Origin of the sequence: Aeromonas molluscorum 848, assembly GCF_000388115.1 — a bacterium.
GTDB classification, from domain to species: domain Bacteria; phylum Pseudomonadota; class Gammaproteobacteria; order Enterobacterales; family Aeromonadaceae; genus Aeromonas; species Aeromonas molluscorum.
The window spans coordinates 1-20,245 of sequence record NZ_AQGQ01000065.1; the positions used below are offsets into that span (position 1 = coordinate 1).

The following is a 20,245-nucleotide window of genomic DNA, read 5'->3' on the forward strand; positions in this document are numbered from 1 at the left end:
CGTCGCGCCCCTTGACAACGGGTTCGAAGCGCCCGCCCCTGGCATAGAGATAGGCGGCGCGGCCCGCCTCCTCCGCGCTCAGGGTGGCGTTGAGGATGGGCAGGATCCGCTCAACCCCGGACCAGGCGAGACCCTCCGCCTCGATGGCAGGCACAGGCTCGCCGAGATAGGCCACGTTGGCCGCCCCATAGAGGGAGAAATCTGCCGCCCGATTGAGGGTATGCAGGCTGCCATCGGCCCCCTTGACCGCCCCCTCGCCAAAGCCCGGCAACCCCAGGCGTTTCGCCACGGCGATAAAGAAGGATTCCATGCAGACCGGATCCCCCTCGGCGGTCTTGACGACGCGAGGCTCCACCACAGGCCAGCGGCCGGTGGAGACCTTGGTCATGACCCCGTGCCAGGCGGTGGCCCAGCCCCAGGACTCATAGGTCAGGGTGTCCGGCACTATGTAGTCCGACAGCGCAGAGGATTCGTTGATGAAGCTGTCGATGCTGACAAAGAGCGGCAGCACCTTGGGGTCTTTAAGCTGCTCGCCGATGGCATGATGCAGCCCGGCCTGACCGTAGAGGGGATTGCCCATGTGGTTGATCCAGGCCTTGGCGCGGTAGGGATAGCCACTCACCGCCGCGGTCAGGTGCTCACCCAGCAGCGGGCCAGAGAGCGGGAACCAGGGCTCGCGGGCCGGGTAGGGGTTCTGCCCCGCCTCTTTCTTGCGGCGATATTCGGATGTCTTCTCGTAGGGGAACTTGGATCGCGACAGGAAGACACCGGCGGGTTTGACCATACCCGGGAAGCTCTCCAGATCGTAACGGGGCCCGGCGCCGAAGGGGTTGAACTTGCCACCGCTCGCCACGGCACCGCCTCGGGCGTTGAGGTTACCTATCATGGCGTTGAGCATCATGATGGCCCAGGCCGAGTAGAAGCCGTTGGCGCTCATGGTGCCGCCGTGACTGATCACCGCCGCCCGGGTGCCGTGGCTGGTGAACTCCCGGGCAAGCTCCTCGATAGCGCTCACCGGCACGGCGCACTCCTGGCTGTACTGCTCAAGGGAGTGCTCTCGGCACGCCTCGGCCAGCAGCTGGAAGCTGCTCTTGACCGCCAGCGTCCCGCCCGCAGTCGGGAGGCGGCGATCCACCCAGAGCCGGGCCCGCTCGCACTGCCCGGCCACGCGCAGCTCGCCACTGCCCTCCTCGACCACCAGCACCCCATCCCCTTCCCCATAGGCCTCGCCACCGTGGGGCAGCCCCAGGTCGCTGGCGTGCAGCATCTGGCCGAAGCGGGGATGGGACTCGTCGCACACAACCAGATAGCTGGCATTGCAAAAGCCGCGATAACCGGCCCGCTCGGCGGCCTCGGCATGGGGGGCCGCCAGGAAGGGCTCGGCGTAGCGGTCGTTGTCGATGATCCAGCGCAGCATGGCCAGGGCCAGGGCCGAATCCGTGGCGGGCTTGATGGGCAACCAGCGGTTGGCGGGCGCCGAGGGCAGGTTGACCGTATTGGGCAGACTGGGGGCCACCACCACGTAGGAGAACGGCTTTCCCTCCCTCGCCCGGTTCGACGCCAGCTGGCGGGATTGGCGCTTGAAAGGGTTGCCGGACTGCTGGGGGGAGGTACCCATGAACAGCAGAAAATCGCTCTCGTCCCAGTCGGGCTTGAGGTGGGCATTTTTCTCCAGATCGCCCAGCAGGGCGCCTGCCCCCGCCCGAAATGACAACCCGCAATAGGCACCGTGGTTGGCGAAGTTGCGGGTGCCGAAGCTGTTGAAGGTGAAGCGCTTGATGAAGACGTCGCGCCCCTCGTCCGAGGCGTTGCTCACCAGCAACTGGTTGGCCTTGGGGCCATATTCGGGGTTGTCAGAGTCGAGCGGCTCATTGAGGTTGCGAATGGCCCGCAGCCCCTCGATGCTGCCCTCACCAAACAGATCGCCCCCCTCCACCACCTCGGTTACCAGCTGTTCGAAGGAGATGCTCTGCCACTGGCCGCTGCCACGGGGCCCCACTCGCTTGAGGCATTGGGTAACCCGGTGCGGGCTGTCGAGCTGTTCGAGCATGGCGTTGCCCCGGGCGCAGGCGGTAGAGCGACCATTGAGCCCCCCTTCCTGATAACCGCTGGTGCCAAGCAGCGCCTGTTTGATCGGCGTCTTGAAATCGATGTGATGCTGGGCGGAGAGCGGGTGATAGGGGTTGCCGAGGATGCGCACTATCTTGTCGCTCTCGTTGTCGATGCGGGCGCGCACCCCGCACAGGGTCCAGCAACCCAGGCACATGGTGTTGGCCAGGCGCTGGGCCGGGTTGGGATGAAGATCCCCCTGCTCGTCGACCCTGTACTCCACGGCAAGTGAGTTGCCATGGATGGGATCCCGAGTCGGTTTGCCCGAGCTGCCGGTCGCCACCCCGCTCACGACGTGCTTGAGGGTGTCGCTGTAACCGGCAACGAACAATCCGGTGCCACCGGCAATGGCGGCCCCTTTGAGAAACTTGCGTTTGCTGTGATCCATCAGATTGCCTCGCGAGCGGAATGAGTAGGAGATGCCTTGGCGGTGGATGCCTTGCCGGTGGATGGCACAGAGGAAGCGCGCACCAGCTCGGAGAGCGCCACCAACAGGGCCAGCAGCAGGCCGAAGGTGCCGAGAATGCCGAGTACCCCCTCCGGCCCCCAGGCTATCTGGTAGAAGTAGGCACCGGCGCCATATTTGGGCACCAGTTGCCCCTGGATAAGCACCAGCCAGCGCAGGCCCCAGACCAGATGCAGCGCCAGCAGCGCCGTTCCCCACAGCGCCAGGGGCTGCCAGCGGGCGCCCAGGCGCTGCCCCACCAGCAACAGGGTCGCCAACAACCCCAGGGTCAGCAGCAGCCAGTGGGCCGCCAGCCGCCAGCTCGGATCGAGCCGATAGAGGGCGCCAGCCTCCGTCGCCGAGGCGCCGCCAAACAGAGTCCAGCCCAGCAGAGAGAGCGCCAGCAGCGCCAGGGTCGGGCGGATCTGGCGCTGCAGCCCCGCCTCCGTGCGTTGCTGCCAGCCGGCCAGCAGGCGGTTGAGCAGCAACAGGGCGCTCTGGGCCGCCAGCAGTGCGCTGAGCGCCAGCAACCAGGGCAGCCAGGGGGTATGCCAGAGCGGGCGAGCCTCGACCACCATGGTCTCCAGACCTGTGTAGAGGGCGATGCTGAGTCCGCTCAGGGCGGCCAGCAGGGCCAGCGGCTTGAGCCAGCGATCCCCGGACCAGCCTCCCAGGCAGAGCAGGCGGGCCATAGCGGCAACCCTGTCACTCTCCGCGCCGCGCAGGGCCAGACTAGGTCTTATCAGCAACCAGCCGAGCAGCATGCTAAGCAGACTGAACAGGGGCAGCAGGTAGGCGCCATACCACATGATGGAACTGAACCGGGGCTGGGCGTAGAAGTGCCAGGCCCGGGCTGGCTGATGCAAGTCCGCGGTCAGGGCGATGGGGGCCACCACCCCGGCCGCCATCATCAGCACGGCGGCCAACATTTGCAGTCGCCGATCCGGCACCTTGTGCCACAGATCCAGCGCGCCGAGCCAGAGAGCACCATAGGCCAGGCCGATGAGGAAGAAATATTGCACCGCCCAGGGCAGCCAGGTGATGGGCTGATCCGGGGTCAGCAGTTCATTAATGGTCATGGGCTATCTCCTTGCCGTCATCGCCGAGCAGGGTGCGTTGGGCGGGGTTGCCATCGATCTTGCTGACAAAGGCCTCGTCCATGCCCAGATAGAAGACCCGCGGCTGGGTATTGGCCTCGGGTTTGAGCACCTTGAGGGCGGACTCGTGAGTGCGCAGCAGCTGGCTTATCTGGCTGGCGGGATCATTGAGATCCCCGATGATCCGGGCCTCGCCGACGCAGGTCTCCACGCAGGCGGGCAGAAGCCCCGCCTCCAGCCGGTGGGCGCAGAAGGTGCACTTGTCGGCGGTGTTGGTCTCGTGGTTGATGAAACGGGCGTCATAGGGGCAGGCCTGCACGCAGTAGCCGCAGGCGACGCACCAGTCGTTGTTGACCACGACGATGCCGTCGTCGCGCTGGAAGGTGGCACCGGTGGGACAGACATCGAGGCAGGCGGGTTCGGCGCAGTGGTTGCACAGGCGAGGCAGCATGAAGAGAGAGGCGGGGGCATCGAGCGCCGCCACATTGCTCACCTCGTACTGGCTGACCGTGGTGCGAAACTGGCCGAGGGGGGGCTGGTTTTCGATGGTGCAGGCCACGGTGCAGGCCTGACAACCGACGCAGCGGCGCAGATCGATCAGCATGCCGTAGCGCTTGCGCTTGTCACCCCGGCTGATGGCCGCGTCGCCATTGCGGGGGGCAGGGCCAGGCTGAGCCTGAACCACGGGGATCAGGGCCGCCCCCGCGGTGAGGGCGGCAATCCCGGATAACAATCGGCGCTTGCTGAGCTCCATGGCTTTTTCCTTGTGCTGGCTTGCCCGAAGCAGGGCAAGCGGGGGATGAGCCCATTGTCCCCAGCCACTGGAACCGTTCTATTGTGGTTTTCCACATACCGGGAGCCGGGTTGATCCAGCGCAATGAAATCGGCCCGAAAAAGACTGAATTGTGACGGGGGCGGCGTTCATCTCCACTGTGCCGACCGAACCTCATTCAAATGCTTGGCCCGATGATAGACTGGGCGCCATCGTCAATTGCCAACACACATTCAAGGAGAGCCTCCTGCGCAGCCCAGCCCCTCTGCCCCCCACACGCAAGCTCTGGTTGGCCCTGCTGCTCTGGCTGGTCGCGGTGCCCCTCCTGGCCGCGTCGGCCGACCCCGCATCCATAGAAGCCGCGCCGATGCAGGCACAGGACCAGCCGGTGCGCGTCGGGGTACTGGCGACCCGCGGTCTCCCGGTGGCCCGCCATCAGTGGCAACCGCTCATGATCTGGCTGGACAAGAGGGTGCCGGGCCAGCACTTCGAATTGATGCCCCTGGAGCTCGATGCCCTGGCCGACGCCGTCGCCGGTCAAAGGCTGGATTTTGTCATCACCAACCCGGGGCAATCGGTCAGCCTGTCGCGCCAGTATCCGCTGGCCTGGCTAGCCACCCTCAAGAGCCCAGCCGGCGGTGACAACCTCGCCATCGGCGCCGCCCTGGTGGTACGAGCAGACGCCCCCTTCCAGCACTGGCAGGATCTCAAACGCCAACCGGTCGCCGCCGTGTCGGAGAACGCCTTCGGTGGCTACCTCGCCTATCGCTTCGAGGCCAGTCAGCAAGGGGTGCGGCTCGACAACTTCTTCTCTGCGGTGCGCTTCACCGGCTTCCCCCTCGACAGGCTCATCACGCAACTGGCGGCAGGCAAGGTCAGCGCCGCCATAGTGCCGGTCTGCCAGCTGGAGCGCATGGCGCGGGAGGGCAAGATCGCTTATGCCGATTTCCGGGTGCTGGACAACAGGGCACCGGCCGGCTTTGGTTGCCAGAGCTCGACCCGGCTCTACCCCAACTGGTCCTTTGCCAAGACGGAGCAAGCCTCCCCCGAACTGGCGCTGGCAGTCACCCGCGCCCTGTTTGCCCTGCCCCCCGACAGCCTGGCCGCCATTGCCGCCGATTCGGCGGGCTGGACGGTGCCCACCAGCCAGCTCAGCATAGATCGCCTGCTCAAGGCGCTGGATCGCCATCCCCTGCAGGGTCCCTGGTGGCAGTCGGCATGGCACTGGCTGCGCCAGCATCAGCAGTGGGGTTGGGGTGCCCTGCTGCTGATGTTGCTGCTCGGCGGCCACCACCTGCTGCTGCAACATCTGTTCAACCGCAGCCAGCGTCGCCTGCTCGCCACCCGTCGCCAGCTCGATGACAAGCGGCGCCAGCTCGAGCAAGCCCAGCGCCTCGCCCAGTTCGGGGAGCTCGGTGCCAACATGGCCCACGAGATCAACCAGCCCCTCACCGCCATCGCCAACTACAGCCAGGGTGCCCTGCTGCGTCTCGCCAGACAGACCCTGGACCCGGCCAAGGCGGACAGGGATCCAGCCCTGAACCTCGCCCTGACGCAGGCGCTGGAGCAGATAGGGCAGCAGGTCACTCGCATCACCCAGACCATCAACCGGCTGAGATCCCGCCTGCAGAAGCGGCCACGTCAGGCCGAGCCCACGGACTTGCCCGCCCTGGTCGAGCAGTTGACGCCGCTGCTGCAACAGATGCTGGCGCCGCTCGACGTCCGGCTGGCCCTGAGCTGGCACGGTGAGCCCCGTCTGCTCCCCCTGGATAGCATTGGGGTCGAGCAGCTGCTGGTAAATCTCATCAAGAATGGCGCCGAGAGTGCGGCCCGGCACCCCAAGGGGTCAGATCACATCGACGGGGGGATGGCGCAGACGGATGAGCCGCGAGTCGAGGTATTGATCACCTTCGAAGAGGATCAACTCCTGCTGGAGGTACGCGACAATGGCCCGGGCCTGACGGCGCCCCAGGCGCAGCTGCAGCAGGCGTTTTACAGCAACAAGGCCGATGGCATGGGCTTGGGACTCGCCATCTGCCGGGACGTGGTGGAGTTTCATCGCGGTCAATTCACCCTGAGCAACCTGAGCCCCAGGGGCTGCCTCGCCCAGGTTGTCCTGCCCATTCCTGGCCCGGATGCCGCCCCGACCATCGAGGGAGGGAACTGAGATGCCGACCACAGCCCGCCTCCCTCTCTATCTGGTCGACGACGATCAGGCCGTGCTCGACTCCCTGCGCTTCATGCTGGAGAGCTGTGATCGGACGGTGAGCTGCTTTGCAGACGGTGAGCATTTTCTGAGTGAGGTGGATCTGAGCCAGCCTGCCTGCCTCATCCTGGATTGCCGCATGCCGGGCCTGTCGGGCCCCGAACTGCAGCAGCGGCTGAAGGCGTCCCAGAGCCCCATCGCCATCCTCTTTCTCACCGGTCACGGCGATGTGCCCCTGGCGGTGGAATCCCTCAAGCAGGGAGCCATCGATTTTCTGCAAAAGCCCGTGCAGCTCACCACGCTGCTCGACGCCATAGCAGGCGCCAATCAGGCAAGCCAGGCGGCGGCGCAGCGGCTGGCCCGCCTGAGCGCCTACCGGCGCCTCCCCCCCCGCGAGCATCAGTTGCTGCACCTGATAGCCTCAGGCCACAAGAACCAGCAGATAGCCCAGGATCTCTGCATCTCGGTGCGCACCGTCGAAGTATGCCGTGCCAGCCTGATGAAGCGGCTCGAAGTCAATTCACTGGCCGAACTGATACTGCTCTATGCCGACGTGACCTCCTCTTGACGCTAGGCGGTCAAGGGGTGAACAAACCGCCATAGGCGGAGGCACAAAGCGCGATGAGATCACACACTTGGCGCCGGGATGGCGCTAGAGTGCCCACCTCCCTTTATCAGGGCCAGCCTTGGCCCTGCGCCTTTTAAATTGAGGAATCAATATGGAACTGCTGTTACTGAGCAACGGAAAAACCACGGAACACCCCGGCCTGCTGGGCTGGGCACGTCAGCGGGTGCAAGCCTTGCTCGCGGCCAGGGGCGTCAACCAGATAGTGCTGGTGCCTTACGCCGTGATCCGCGGTGACTGGGATCAGCGGGCCCGGGATCTGGAGGAGAGCCTGGGGGTTGAAGTCGTCAGCATCCACAGATCCGACGATCCTGTCTCGGCCATTGAAAGCGCGCAGGCCATCTTCGTCAGCGGTGGCAACAGCTGGCGGTTGAATCAGCAGCTCCATGAGCAAGGTTTGATAGTCCCCATCCAGCGCGCCGTGCGCGAACGGGGTGTGCCCTATGTGGGCTGGAGCGCAGGTTGCAACGTGGCGACCCCGAGCATTCGCACCACCAACGACATGCCGGTTTGCAACGCCGCCGTGCTGCCCGCCCTCGGCCTGTTCCCGCTGCAGATCAATCCCCACTATCTGGATGCCAGCATCAGCGGCCACATGGGGGAGACCCGTGATGAGCGCCTCGCCGAGTTCTGTGCCATCAACCCAAGCGAATCCGTGCTTGCCCTGCGCGAAGCCAGCCTGCTGCAAATCAGCGGCGAGCACATCGAATACTGGAGCGTGCGTGGCGAAGGCTACAAAGTCTTCAAGCATGGAGAAGAGATCAAGGAGTACCAGGATGCCCGCCCGCTCGGCGCCTTGACCCCCTTCACGGCCAAGCTCTGAACCACAGCCAGACGTAGAAAAGAGGGATGCCTTTGGCATCCCTCTTTTCTACGTCCGACAGCCAGGGCCAGGATGGTCACTCCAGTACGGGAGCCTCACTCCTGGTGCCGTTGCCACGCTTGGGGGAGCGCAACAGCAGCACCAGCGGAATGGCACAGAGACTGACCCACATCATTAATCGGAAATCCTGCAGATAGGCGAGGGTCGCGGCCTGGCGGGTCACCTCGCCGTCGATCGCGCTGAGCCCCTTCACCGTCTCCAGGTTATAGACCCCGAGATCGACGCCCTGGCGCAGGGCCTGATTGAACGGATTGATGTAGCTGGCAAAGACCTCATGATTCATCTGAGTTCGCTGAGCCAGATAAGTGATCACCACAGAGATGCCGATGCTGCTGCCAATGTTGCGCATCAGGCTGAACAGAGCTGTGCCTTCGTTGCGATAACGCGGGGCCAGGGTGGCGAAGGTGATGGTGGATAGCGGCACGAAGATGAAGCCCAGCCCAAGGCCTTGCACCAGACCGGTACGCACTATGTCCCAGCTGCTGATATTGGTGTTGAACAGGGTCATCTCCCACATGGAGAGGCTGGTGAGCAAGAGTCCCAGCAGGATCAAGTAGCGGGTATCCAGCCTTCCCGAGAGACGCCCCACCAGCATCATGGCCACCATGGTCCCCACCCCGCGCGGCGCCAGCAGGTAACCGACGTCAATCACCGGGTAGCCCATCAGGCTCTGCATGAAGGGCGGCAGCAGGGTCATGGTCGCCAGCAATATGATGCCCACGATGAAGATGAATACCAGACCGACACTGAAGTTGCGATCCCGAAACAGGGCCGGCTCTATGTAGGGGTGTGAATGGGTGAAAATATGCACCACGAACAGGTAAAAACAGAGCACGACCAGCCCCGTCTCTATGACTATCTCGCTGCTGGCAAACCAGTTCTGGGACTGGCCCCTGTCCAGTGCCATCTGCAGCGCCCCTATGCCGACGCTGAGCAGGGCGAAACCGAGCAGATCAAAGCGGCGGCTGACGTTGAGCTTGGTCTCCTCGATAAAGGCGGCGATGCCGAACCAGGCCAGCAGACCGAACGGCAGGTTGATGTAAAACACCCAGCGCCAGTTGTAATATTCGGTCAGCCAGCCCCCCAGCGACGGTCCGAGGATGGGGCCCACCATGACCCCCACTCCCCAGAGCGCCATGGCGGAGCCATGTTTTTCGGGGGGATAAGAGTCGAGCAGCACCGCCTGGGAGAGGGGCACCAGACTGGCGCCGAAGATCCCCTGCAACAGCCGAAACAGCACTATCTGCTCCAGGCTCTGGGCCGCGCCGCACAGCATGGAGGCAATGGTAAATCCCGCCACCGACCACATGAACAGCCGTTTTCGACCGATCTTGTCAGAGATGAAACCGGTCAGCGGCATGAAGATGGCGGCGGCGACGATATAGGAAGTGAGCACCCAGGAGATCTGATCCTGGGTCGCCCCCATGGCGCCCTGCATGTGGGGCAGCGCCACATTGGCGATGGTGGTATCCAGCGCCTGCATGATGGTGGCCAGCATCACCGAGAGGGTAATCAGACCAAGATGGGCCTTGCTGGCCCCTTCCTGAGTGGGGGCCGTCATCAGGCAGGCCTCACAACGACCAGCCAAGCAGACTGCGTTGCTGAGCCGTGTCTATCTCGGCAACGGCGCTGAGTCCGGCCCTGAGCACAGGCTCGGCGCTAGCATCATCGAGACGGATCCGCACCGCGACTCTCTGGGTAATCTTGACCCAATTGCCGGTGGCATTCTGGGCCGGGATCACCGAAAACTCGGAGCCGGTCGCCGGGCTCAAGCTCTCGACCACTCCGGTCCAGTGCGCGTCCGGGTAGGTATCCACGCTGATGCTTACCTGTTGGCCCGGTTTGACATGAGTCAGGTCCGTCTCGGTGAAGTTCGCTTCAATCCAGGGGGCGTCTGTTTCCACCAGCATCATGGCCGTCATGCCCACCAGACTGTACTGACCCGGCTTGGGCAGTTGGCTGACGATGCCATTGACCGGGGCATAGATCTTGGTGCGAGCCAGATCCAGCTTGGCCTTGGCCAGCTCGGCGGCCGCTTCCATGTAGGCCGGTTGCTGGCTCACCGGCAGGTTCACATCACCGTTCAAGGAAGCCTCAATCTGCTTGAGCCCCTCCTCCAGCGCGAGCTGTTGCTGCGCCGTCTGTATGGTGAGCTGACGCGCATCGTCATAATTGGCGGTCGAGGTGAAGTGCTTGGCGACCAGGTCGGCCTGGCGGCGCTCCTCTTTCAGTGCATATTGGTGGCGGGTACGGGCCACGGCGATTTCAGCCTGCTGACCACGATAACTGGTCTGCAGCGCCACCAGATCGGTGCGCACCTTGGCCAGTTCCGCCTCGGCCTTGCCCACGGCCAGCTGGAAAGAGGCAGGATCCAGTTCGAACATCAGATCCCCGGCCCTGACCTGGGCGTTCTCCTTGACCATCACCTTGGCCACTCGGCCAAGCACCTCGGTACTGATGGGGACCTTGTCTGCCTTCACGTAGGCATTGTCCGTCTCCACATAACGCCCCCCCAACATATAAAGAATGCCGCAGCCAAACAGGGCGACAAGGGGGACCACAACCAGCAGTAGCCGCCGGGTACGGCGTCGGTCAAAGGCCGCCACAGGGGTGGATGTTGGCTCAGTCGTCATGGGAAACACTCCGAAAAATCGAGAAAATCAGCAATGGGAAAGGTTATCGTGCATCGTCTTGAGCGCCTGGCGGAGGGCGTTCGCCGCCTCCTCGTCCAGATCGCCCATGGCACTGCGATGTACGACATCGCCAGCCTGCTTGATGCGCTGCAGATGGGGCATGGCCGCCTCGGTCAGAAACAGCTGATGGGCCCGCCTGTCATCAGGATCAGGACGCCGCTCGACCAGACCACTCTGGGCCAGCTGATCGAGTTGGCGGGCCAGGGTGATAGGCTGGATATCCAGCCGCTCGGCCAACTCAACCTGACGCATCCCCTCACAGCGGGCGATATGGACCAGGGCGCGCGCCTGGGCCAGGGTCAGGCAGCTCCCTTCCAGCTGTTGCTGGAAATGACGACGCATCAGACGATGCACATCGCCAATCAGGAAGCCCAGGGTGTCAGGTTGTTTCATCATAATGAGACCGATAAATTGGTAAGCATTGCTTATTATATGTTAAGCGTACATAAATTCAATGCAGGTCTCCCATACTTGTCATCCGCATGCTAAAGGTTGCTAACCGACAGCATCGAGCCAACAGAGAAGGGAACAACAGATGAAGACACGGATGGAGCGAGACAGCATGGGGGAGATAGCGGTACCGGCCAACCGGCTGTGGGGGGCCCAAACCCAGCGCTCCCTGCATCACTTCGCCATTTCGGTGGAGCGGCAAAGCCCCGAACTCATTCGTGCCCTGGTGCAGATCAAGAGTGCCAGCGCCCGGGTCAATCTGCAGCTGGGGCTGCTCAACGAGAGTCATGCCGAGGCTATTATTGCCGCGGCTGCCGAGGTGCTAGGGGGTCAACATGAGGCTGAATTTCCGCTGGTGGTCTGGCAGACCGGTTCCGGCACCCAGACCAACATGAATGTCAATGAGGTGCTCGCCAACCGGGCCAGCGAACTGCTGGGAGGCAGTCGCGGCGAAGATCGCCTGGTGCACCCCAATGACGAGGTCAACCGCAGCCAATCCAGCAATGACGTCTTCCCGACGGCTATGCACCTGGCAGCCGTTAGCACCATCATGGCGCGTCTGCTGCCCGCCCTCGCCAGCCTGCGCCAGACCCTGGAGCGCAAGGCCGGGGCGTTCGATCACATCGTCAAAATAGGCCGCACCCATCTGCAAGATGCCACCCCGATCACCTTGGGTCAGGAGATCTCCGGCTGGGCGGCTCAGCTCGCCCATGGGGAGCGCCACCTCCAGGCCGCCCTGCCCCATCTGTGCGAGCTGGCTCTGGGCGGCACCGCGGTCGGCACTGGCCTCAATGCCCCGGCCGGTTATGCCGACGCGGTAGCCAGGGAGCTCGCCAGACAGACCGGCTTGCCCCTTGTCACCGCACCCAACAAGTTCGAGGCCCTGGCGAGCTGCGATGCCCTGGTACAGGGCCATGGCGCCCTCAAGGGCCTCGCCGCCAGTCTGATGAAAATTGCCAACGATGTACGCTGGCTCGCCAGCGGCCCGCGCAGCGGCATAGGGGAGATCAGCATTCCCGAGAACGAGCCCGGCTCCTCCATCATGCCGGGTAAAGTCAACCCGACCCAGTGCGAGGCGTTGACCATGGTGGCGGCTCAGGTGATGGGCAATGATGTGGCCATCAATGTGGGAGGCGCCGCGGGCAACTTCGAGCTCAACGTGTTCAGGCCCATGATTGCCCACAACTTCTTGCAAAGCGTGCGCCTGCTCAGCGATGCCATGGCCAGCTTCGAGCATCACTGTATCAGCGGCATAGAGCCAAACCTGGCCCGCATCGACGCGCTGCTGGCCAACTCCCTGATGCTGGTCACCGCCCTCAATCCCCATATCGGTTACGACAAGTCCGCCGAGATAGCCAAGAGGGCACACCAGCAAGGGATCAGTCTGCGAGAGGCGGCCATCGCCTCCGGCTACCTTGGCGCCGAGCAGTTCGATCTCTGGGTGGTGCCGGGGAATATGGTCGGCCGCTAACCCTTCACGACTCGGTTGCGGTGCGGATATCGCCATGAAAAAGAGGCCCCCTGGCGCCTCTTTTTGTTCAATCCTGAATGGGTTGGCTTACCTCTGTGCAGGTGAATAAAAGTACTCACCGGCAGCGCCCTACTCTTTGCTTCGACAATTGAACATCCAGTGAGTACCAAACTTGTCCACCAGACTGCCAAAATAGTCGCCCCAGAACATCTCCTGCAACTCCACCTCAACCTTGCCATCTTCGGCCAGAGCCGCGAACAGGCAGTCGGTCTCTGCCCGGCTGTCCGGCTCCAGGTTGAGGTAGCTGCTGTTGCCCTGCACCAGAGTGAATCCCATGCTGGCCGGGGCATCCGTCCCCATCAGCACATGTCCACCGAGAATGGCCAGCTCCACATGCATCACCAAGTTCCCATCTGCCGGGGAGACGGGATCCTGACCCGGGCAACCGGGTGAATCGCTAAACCTGTGGATGGGGCCGTTGAATTCACCGCCAAACACCTCCCGGTAAAAGAGAAAGGCCGCTTCCGTCTCCCGGGCAAAATTGAGATAAGTACTGACACGCGCCATGGTTAACTCCTTGTCACTGGTTTCAAGGCCAGCTATCAGCATAGGAGATAGCGGCGCCGCCGCTGCCATTGCCCGAGCAGAGAGGGTTGCCGGCACGGCGAAGTCCTGCTGCCCGACCTGACAGGGATGCCAACTGGCATTGGCGCTCCCCTAAATGGGCGTCGCCCGTCAAGGGCTATTCAGGTTGCGCAGCCTGGTAACACGCCCAGATACTTACCGCCGCCACAGATACGGCATCATGGGTTACCGAGATAGCGAACAACTCTCGGCATGGTGGGTTGCACCCAAGTCAAAGCACAACAAAAAACAGGTGCAACCCAACGTATTCAACCAACGAATTAAAACACATTTTTGAGACATATTTTTAACGTCGCCATATTGTCACAACCCACTGACACTACATCACTTTCTACCAACCAGCCCCGCCATGGCCCTTATTCAAACGCAACCATGTAACGGAGACATTAAAATTTCTAACTTGAAGGTTGCACCTGGTTGCGCCATCCTCATCGAAATTTAACCATACGGCAATATTCTCGCCGGCACAGACACAGGAAGTTCCATGGCTACTACCACCCTTGGCGTTAAACTCGATGAAGCCACCCGCGACCGGCTCAAGCAGGCTGCCCAGACCATCGATCGCACCCCCCACTGGTTGATCAAGCAGGCGATCTTCACCTATCTGGAGCAGCTGGAGCGGGGCCTGACTCCCGTAGAGCTGTCCGGTCTGGCCGCCGCCGCGGGAGAAGAGTCGGTAGAAGCCCTGACCGAACAGGGTCTGCAAGTGTTCCTCGAATTCGCCGAAAGCATATTGCCGCAATCCGTGTTGCGCGCAGCCATCACCTCCGCCTATCGCCGCCCCGAGACAGAAGCCGTGCCCATGCTGCTTGAGCAGGCACGCCTGCCCAAGGAGAAGGCCGAAGCCACCCAGAAGCTCGCCACCAGCATTGCCGAGAAGCTGCGCAACCAAAAAAGCGCCGGTGGCCGCCAGGGTCTGGTACAGGGGCTGCTGCAAGAGTTCTCCCTCTCCTCCCAGGAAGGGGTTGCCCTCATGTGCCTGGCCGAAGCGCTGCTGCGTATCCCCGACAAGGCGACCCGTGATGCCCTGATCCGCGACAAGATCAGCAACGGCAACTGGAGCCAGCATCTGGGCAACAGCACCTCCATGTTCGTCAACGCCGCCTCCTGGGGGCTGCTCATCACCGGCAAGCTGGTGGCCACCCACAACGAGGCCGGTCTCAACAGCTCCCTCAAGGGACTGATTGGCAAAGGCGGCGAGCCGCTGATCCGCAAGGGTGTCGACATGGCGATGCGGCTGATGGGCGAACAATTCGTCACCGGCGAGACCATCGCCGAGGCCCTGGCCAATGCGGGCAGCACCGAGAGCAAGGGCTTCCGCTACTCCTATGACATGCTGGGCGAGGCGGCCCTGACCGAAGAGGATGCCAAGCGTTATCTGGCCTCCTACGAGCAGGCCATCCATGCCATCGGCAAGGCCTCCCACGGCCGCGGCATCTATGAAGGTCCTGGTATCTCCATCAAGCTCTCAGCCCTCCACCCGCGCTACAGCCGCGCCCAGTACGATCGGGTGATGGACGAGCTCTACCCCACCCTGCTGGCCTTGACCCAGCTCGCCAAGCAGTACGACATCGGCATCAACATCGACGCCGAGGAGGCCGACCGACTGGAGATCTCCCTCGATCTGCTGGAGAAGCTCTGCTTCGATCCGTCGCTCGCCGACTGGAATGGCATCGGCTTCGTCATCCAGGCCTACCAGAAGCGCTGCCCCTATGTGATCGACTACGTCATCGATCTCGCCAAGCGCAGTCGCCACCGTCTGATGATCCGGCTGGTGAAAGGGGCCTACTGGGACAGCGAGATCAAGCGCGCCCAGCAGGATGGCCTGGAGGGTTACCCCGTCTATACCCGCAAGCCCTATACCGATGTCTCCTACCTGGCGTGTGCCCGCAAGCTGCTGGCGGTACCCGAGTCCATCTATCCCCAGTTCGCCACCCACAACGCCCACTCCCTGTCGGCCATCTACCAGCTGGCGGGGCAGAACTACTACCCGGGCCAGTACGAGTTCCAGTGCCTGCACGGCATGGGCGAGCCGCTCTACGATCAAGTGGTCGGCAAGGTCGCCGACGGCAAGCTGGGTCGCCCCTGCCGCATCTATGCACCGGTCGGCAGCCACGAAACCCTGCTCGCCTACCTGGTGCGCCGTCTGCTGGAGAACGGGGCCAACACCTCCTTCGTCAACCGCATCGCAGACAACAACATCTCACTGCAGGATCTGGTGCAAGACCCTGTGCAACAAATAGAGCAGATGGCCGCCCGTGAAGGCAGCCTGGGCCTGCCCCACCCGCGCATCCCGCTGCCCCGTGAGCTGTACGGCGAAGCCCGTCTCAACTCGGAAGGGCTGGACTTGGCCAACGAACACCGCCTGGGTTCGCTCTCCGCCGCCCTGCTCGGCAGCACCAATACCCGCTATCAGGCCCTGCCCATGCTGGGCTGTGATGTGCCGCCGCCTACCGAGTTCCAGAATGTGGTCAATCCTGCGGATCATCGCGATCTGGTCGGTCAGGTGAGTGAGGCCAATGGCGAGCTGGTCGATAGTGCGCTGAGCTGCGCCCTGGCCAGTGGCCAGATCTGGCAGGCCACCCAGCCTGCCGAGCGCGCTGCCGTGCTGGAGCGCGCCGCCAATCTGATGGAGTCCGAGCTGCAACCCCTGATGGGTCTGCTGGTACGCGAATCAGGCAAGACCTTCAGCAATGCCATCGCCGAGGTACGCGAGGCGGTAGACTTCCTGCGCTACTACGCCGCCCAGGCGCGCAACCACTTCGCCAACGAGAGCCACAGACCGCTCGGCCCCGTGGTCTGCATCAGTCCCTGGAACTTCCCGCTGGCCATCTTCAGCGGCCAGGTCTGTGCAGCCCTGGCCGCCGGTAACACTGTGCTGGCCAAACCGGCGGAGCAGACCCCGCTCATCGCCGCGCAAGCGGTGCGCATCCTGCTCGAAGCCGGCGTCCCCGAAGGCGCGGTGCAGCTGCTGCCGGGCCGGGGGGAAACCGTGGGTGCGACCTTGATCGCCGATGAAAGAGTCCGTGGCGTCATGTTCACCGGCTCCACCGAGGTGGCAGGCATCATCTCCCGCAACCTGGCAGGTCGCCTCGACGCCCAGGGTCGCACTATCCCCCTCATCGCCGAGACCGGTGGCCAGAACGCCATGATCGTCGACTCCTCCGCCCTGACCGAGCAGGTTGTGATGGATGTCATCTCCTCGGCGTTCGACAGCGCAGGTCAACGCTGCTCCGCGCTGCGGGTGCTGTGCGTGCAGGAAGATGTAGCGGATCGGGTGATCCGCATGCTCAAGGGCGCCATGGCCGAGTACAAGGTTGGCAACCCCGAACACCTCTCCACTGACATAGGCCCGGTGATTGACGCCGAGGCCAAGGCCAACATCGAGCAGCACATCAAGGCCATGAGCGACAAAGGCAGCAAGGTACACCAGATAGCCCGCGCCCAGGGCGCCGATTACAGCCGTGGCACCTTCGTGCTGCCGACCCTGATCGAGCTCGACAGCCTGGATGAGCTGGGTCGCGAGATCTTCGGCCCGGTGCTGCACCTGGTGCGCTACCCGCGCGCCAGGCTCGGCGCCCTGCTCGAGCAAATCAATGACAGCGGCTACGGTCTGACCCTGGGGGTCCATACCCGGATCGACGAGACCATAGCCCAGGTGGTCAACACCGCCAGAGTCGGCAACCTCTATGTGAACCGCAACATAGTGGGCGCCGTGGTCGGGGTGCAGCCGTTTGGTGGCGAAGGCCTCTCCGGCACCGGTCCCAAGGCGGGTGGGCCGCTGTATATGTATCGCCTGCTGGCCACCCGTCCCCAGGATGCAGTCGCCAAACAGCTGCGTCAGGAACAGGGCACCAATCTGCTGCCCAGCACGCCGAAACCGGCCCTGCAGGCGCTCGGCCAATGGGCAGCCAAACAAGCCCCCGAGCTGGTGGCGCTCTGCAAGCAATATGGCGAACTGGCCCAGAGCGGCCTGACTCAGTTGCTGGCTGGCCCCACCGGCGAGCGCAACAGCTACAGCCTGCTGCCCCGTGAGCATGTGCTCTGCCTGGTCGGAGACAACGACACCAAAGAAGCCAAGCAGGATCTGCTGGCCCAGCTTGCGGCTTGCCTCGCGGTCGGTTGTCGTGTGATCTGGCAGGATGATGCGCAAAACCGCACCCTGCTGGCCAGCCTGCCCAGTGAGGTGCAAGCACGCATCCAACTGGTCGCTGACTGGGTGAACTGCGACATCGGCTTCGATGCCCTGCTCCACCACGGCGACTCGGATCAGTTACGCGAGCTGTGCCAGCAGGCGGCCACCCGTCCAGGTGCCATCGTCGGTGTGCACGGCCTGCACCGTGGCGAGACCGATATCCCGCTGGAGCGCCTGCTCATCGAGCATGCTCTCTCGGTCAATACCGCCGCCGCCGGTGGCAACGCCAGTCTGATGACCATAGGCTAAGCGCCACACACCGACAGAGACCCAGGCCCCGCAGACGCGGGGCTTGTTCTTTCTGCCATGGGATAAACGAGCATAAAAGAAGGCCGCCCTCATCGGGGCGGCCTTCTTGTTTCCCCTTCCTCCCGCGGGAGAAGGGTCGGGGCTGAGGGGGGGGGTAAACGTACTCCATAAACACCCGGGAGGTGAGCTTGGAGATCCGCTCATAGGGAGAAGATTGTGCCTATCTCCTCGGCCGCCATCCCAAGTCAAAGGGCTAGACGTATTCCATAAAGACTCTGGACGTCAGCTTGGTGATGAGCTCATAAGGAATGGTGCCTATCTCCTCGGCGACCCGCTCCACCGGCAATCCTTCCCCCCAGAGCACCGCCTCGTCACCGGCCTTGTCGGTGGCGCCCGGCCCCAGATCGACCGTGGTCATGTCCATGGAGACCCGGCCCACCAGCGGCACTATGCGGCCATTGACCAGCACTGAGGTGCCGTTGGGCGCCATGCGTGGATAGCCATCGCCGTAACCGATGGCGATGACGCCGAGCCGGGTATCCCGGTCCGACACCCAGTTGGCACCATAGCCCACCGGCTCGCCCGCCTTGTGATCGCGCACCGCGATGAGCTGGGTCTTGAGGGTCATCACCGGCTGCAGGTCGTAATCCGCCGCCACCGTATTGGGAAAGGGGGATACGCCATACAGGATTACGCCGGGGCGCACCCAGTCGCAGTGGGAATCCGGCCAGGCCAGAATGCCCGCGGAGTTCGCCATGGCACGCTCCCCCTTGAGGGAGGCAGTCAGGCGGCTGAACAAGTCGATCTGCTCGCGGGTGGTAGTTTGTTCCAGCTCATCGGAGCGGCTGAAGTGGGTCATGATGTTGAACGGCTGCACCACGTTCTTGCACTTGGCGAGGCGCTCGATAAAGGCGGGCATCTCGTCGGCCCGCACCCCGAGCCGGTGCATGCCGGTATCGAGCTTGAGCCAGGCCACCACCGGGGCGGGCAGTTCGGTCTGCTCCAGGGCCTCGAGCTGCTCCCAGGTGTGTACCGCCGTCTGCAGGTTGTTGGCCGCCAGCACCGGCAGATCGGCGCTGGAGAAGAAGCCTTCCAGCAGCACTATGGGTTTGACCACGGCGCAGGAGCGCAGCATCAGCGCTTCTTCGATGCGGGCGACCGCATAGGCGTCCGCATCCACCAGGGTACGGGCGACCGGCAGCAGGCCATGGCCATAGGCATTGGCCTTGACCACGGCGATGATTTTGCACTCGGGGGCATGCCGTTTGACCACGGCGAGGTTGTGGCGCAGGGCCGCTGTATTGATTTGGGCAATTGCCGCTTTCATCTGTTTTCCCTTACAAGGGCATGATGGCGCATGAATGCGTCAGGCACCGAGTGGTGTCAGCCCTTAATAGTCATCGTCTAAGGCCGGACCGGCAGAATTGTCGAACCGGGAAAACTGTTTCAGGAAGCTGGGATGGCATCTGCGCACCGGGCACAGAGTGTCATCCTCAACTTAGTAGTCATCATCAAACGCCGGACCGGCGTAGTTGTCGAACCGGGAGAACTGGCCCTGGAAGGTGAGACGTACCCGACCGATGGGGCCGTTACGCTGCTTGCCGATGATGATCTCGGCGACCCCCTTGTCCGGGCTGTCATCGTGATAAACCTCATCACGGTAGATGAACATGATCAAATCCGCATCCTGTTCGATGGAGCCCGATTCCCGCAGATCCGAGTTGACCGGTCGCTTGTCGGCGCGCTGTTCCAAGCTTCGGTTGAGCTGGGAGAGTGCCACCACGGGGCACTGCAGCTCCTTGGCCAGCGCCTTGAGGGAGCGGGATATTTCGCCTATTTCCAGGGTTCTGTTGTCGGAGAGCGCAGGCACCCGCATCAGCTGGAGGTAGTCGATCATGATCATGGAGAGGCCGCCGTGCTCACGGGCGATACGGCGTGCACGGGAGCGCACGTCGGTCGGGGTGAGGCCGGAGGCGTCATCAATGTACATCTTGCCCTTCTCGAGCAGCAGTCCCATGGTGGAGGAGAGGCGAGCCCAATCCTCGTCATCGAGCTGGCCGGTCCGCACCTTGGTCTGATCGATGCGCCCGACCGAGGCGAGCATACGCATGATGATCTGCTCGGAGGGCATCTCCAGGGAGAAGATGAGCACCGGCTTCTCGGCGGTGAGCGCCGCGTGTTCGCACAGGTTCATGGCGAAGGTGGTCTTGCCCATGGAGGGACGGGCCGCCACTATGATGAGGTCCGAACGCTGCAGACCGGCAGTCATCTTGTCGAGATCCCCATAGCCGCTGGAGACCCCGGTCACCCCGTTGTGGGGGGTCTTGAACAGCTCCTCAATCTTGTCGACTGTCTGCTCCAGGATGAGCTTGAGCGGCTGTGGGCCCTCGTTGGCACTGGTGCGC

General features: G+C 63.3%; 14 protein-coding genes. 5 read left to right on the forward strand and 9 right to left on the reverse strand.

Features of this window, described 5'->3' with window-relative positions; all coding sequences use genetic code 11:
- The 3 genes from G113_RS10605 to dsrO all read right to left on the reverse strand — a co-directional run.
- Positions 1–2,497 (reverse strand): molybdopterin-dependent oxidoreductase (locus G113_RS10605; RefSeq protein ID WP_005901054.1); only part of this gene is annotated, 2,497 nt, incomplete at its 3' end.
- The gene (gene nrfD, locus G113_RS10610) at positions 2,497–3,633 is read right to left on the reverse strand and encodes an NrfD/PsrC family molybdoenzyme membrane anchor subunit (RefSeq protein WP_005901058.1); all 1,137 of its coding nucleotides are present in this window, start codon (positions 3,631–3,633) and stop codon (positions 2,497–2,499) included. The genes nrfD and G113_RS10605, both read right to left, overlap by 1 nt.
- The gene (gene dsrO / locus G113_RS10615; RefSeq protein ID WP_005901059.1) at positions 3,623–4,405 is read right to left on the reverse strand and encodes a sulfate reduction electron transfer complex DsrMKJOP subunit DsrO; all 783 of its coding nucleotides are present in this window, start codon (positions 4,403–4,405) and stop codon (positions 3,623–3,625) included. The genes nrfD and dsrO overlap by 11 nt, the downstream gene beginning before the upstream one ends.
- A gap of 151 nt (positions 4,406–4,556) precedes the next feature.
- Here dsrO and G113_RS10620 point away from each other — a divergent pair, with 151 nt between their 5' ends.
- The 3 genes from G113_RS10620 to pepE all read left to right on the forward strand — a co-directional run bounded on the left by G113_RS10620 (position 4,557) and on the right by pepE (position 8,077).
- Positions 4,557–6,590, forward strand: coding sequence for a sensor histidine kinase (locus G113_RS10620; protein ID WP_005901060.1), 2,034 nt, complete (start codon positions 4,557–4,559; stop codon positions 6,588–6,590).
- A 1-nt stretch (position 6,591) separates the two neighbouring features.
- Positions 6,592–7,197, forward strand: a complete 606-nt coding sequence (locus tag G113_RS10625) for a response regulator transcription factor (protein WP_005901061.1) — start codon at positions 6,592–6,594, stop codon at positions 7,195–7,197.
- 151 nt (positions 7,198–7,348) lie between these two features.
- Complete coding sequence (gene pepE / locus G113_RS10630; protein ID WP_005901062.1) at positions 7,349–8,077, forward strand: dipeptidase PepE; 729 nt, start codon at positions 7,349–7,351, stop codon at positions 8,075–8,077.
- Between the two features lie 76 nt (positions 8,078–8,153).
- Here pepE and G113_RS10635 read toward each other — a convergent pair whose 3' ends face one another.
- Genes G113_RS10635 through G113_RS10645 form a run of 3 tightly spaced genes read right to left on the reverse strand, consistent with a single transcriptional unit; the run spans position 8,154 to position 11,226 of the window.
- Positions 8,154–9,698 carry a DHA2 family efflux MFS transporter permease subunit gene (locus G113_RS10635; protein ID WP_005901063.1) on the reverse strand — a complete coding sequence of 515 codons (1,545 nt, stop codon included), beginning with the start codon at positions 9,696–9,698 and terminating at the stop codon, positions 8,154–8,156.
- Between the two features lie 10 nt (positions 9,699–9,708).
- Positions 9,709–10,770 (reverse strand): HlyD family secretion protein, encoded by a 1,062-nt coding sequence (locus G113_RS10640; RefSeq protein ID WP_051106588.1) that lies wholly within the window; start codon positions 10,768–10,770, stop codon positions 9,709–9,711.
- A 27-nt stretch (positions 10,771–10,797) separates the two neighbouring features.
- A complete protein-coding gene (locus G113_RS10645; protein ID WP_005901066.1) occupies positions 10,798–11,226 on the reverse strand; it encodes a MarR family winged helix-turn-helix transcriptional regulator in 429 nt (142 codons plus the stop codon).
- Positions 11,227–11,365: 139 nt separating this feature from the next.
- Between G113_RS10645 and fumC the strand changes: the two genes are divergently transcribed.
- Positions 11,366–12,751: a class II fumarate hydratase gene (fumC, locus tag G113_RS10650; RefSeq protein ID WP_005901067.1), complete on the forward strand. Its 1,386-nt coding sequence runs from the start codon at positions 11,366–11,368 to the stop codon at positions 12,749–12,751.
- Between the two features lie 129 nt (positions 12,752–12,880).
- On the opposite strand, the gene G113_RS10655 is transcribed toward fumC, so the two are convergent.
- Positions 12,881–13,318, reverse strand: coding sequence for a VOC family protein (locus G113_RS10655; RefSeq protein ID WP_005901068.1), 438 nt, complete (start codon positions 13,316–13,318; stop codon positions 12,881–12,883).
- A 562-nt stretch (positions 13,319–13,880) separates the two neighbouring features.
- On the opposite strand from G113_RS10655, the gene putA reads away from it, so the two are divergent.
- Positions 13,881–17,840: a trifunctional transcriptional regulator/proline dehydrogenase/L-glutamate gamma-semialdehyde dehydrogenase gene (putA, locus tag G113_RS10660; protein ID WP_005901069.1), complete on the forward strand. Its 3,960-nt coding sequence runs from the start codon at positions 13,881–13,883 to the stop codon at positions 17,838–17,840.
- 253 nt (positions 17,841–18,093) lie between these two features.
- On the opposite strand, the gene alr is transcribed toward putA, so the two are convergent.
- Together alr and dnaB are read right to left on the reverse strand one after the other, a co-directional pair.
- The gene (gene alr / locus G113_RS10665) at positions 18,094–19,167 is read right to left on the reverse strand and encodes an alanine racemase (protein ID WP_005901070.1); all 1,074 of its coding nucleotides are present in this window, start codon (positions 19,165–19,167) and stop codon (positions 18,094–18,096) included.
- A 171-nt stretch (positions 19,168–19,338) separates the two neighbouring features.
- Positions 19,339–20,245: replicative DNA helicase (gene dnaB, locus G113_RS10670; protein WP_005901071.1), on the reverse strand; the 907-nt coding region annotated here is incomplete at its 5' end.

Coding starts and splice junctions, on each gene's coding strand:
- nrfD (WP_005901058.1), bottom strand. CDS start 3,633: ATGACCATTAATGAACTGCTGACCCCGGATCAGCCCATCACCTGGCTG.
- dsrO (WP_005901059.1), bottom strand. CDS start 4,405: ATGGAGCTCAGCAAGCGCCGATTGTTATCCGGGATTGCCGCCCTCACC.
- G113_RS10625 (WP_005901061.1), top strand. CDS start 6,592: ATGCCGACCACAGCCCGCCTCCCTCTCTATCTGGTCGACGACGATCAG.
- pepE (WP_005901062.1), top strand. CDS start 7,349: ATGGAACTGCTGTTACTGAGCAACGGAAAAACCACGGAACACCCCGGC.
- G113_RS10635 (WP_005901063.1), bottom strand. CDS start 9,698: ATGACGGCCCCCACTCAGGAAGGGGCCAGCAAGGCCCATCTTGGTCTG.
- G113_RS10640 (WP_051106588.1), bottom strand. CDS start 10,770: ATGACGACTGAGCCAACATCCACCCCTGTGGCGGCCTTTGACCGACGC.
- G113_RS10645 (WP_005901066.1), bottom strand. CDS start 11,226: ATGATGAAACAACCTGACACCCTGGGCTTCCTGATTGGCGATGTGCAT.
- fumC (WP_005901067.1), top strand. CDS start 11,366: ATGAAGACACGGATGGAGCGAGACAGCATGGGGGAGATAGCGGTACCG.
- G113_RS10655 (WP_005901068.1), bottom strand. CDS start 13,318: ATGGCGCGTGTCAGTACTTATCTCAATTTTGCCCGGGAGACGGAAGCG.
- putA (WP_005901069.1), top strand. CDS start 13,881: ATGGCTACTACCACCCTTGGCGTTAAACTCGATGAAGCCACCCGCGAC.
- alr (WP_005901070.1), bottom strand. CDS start 19,167: ATGAAAGCGGCAATTGCCCAAATCAATACAGCGGCCCTGCGCCACAAC.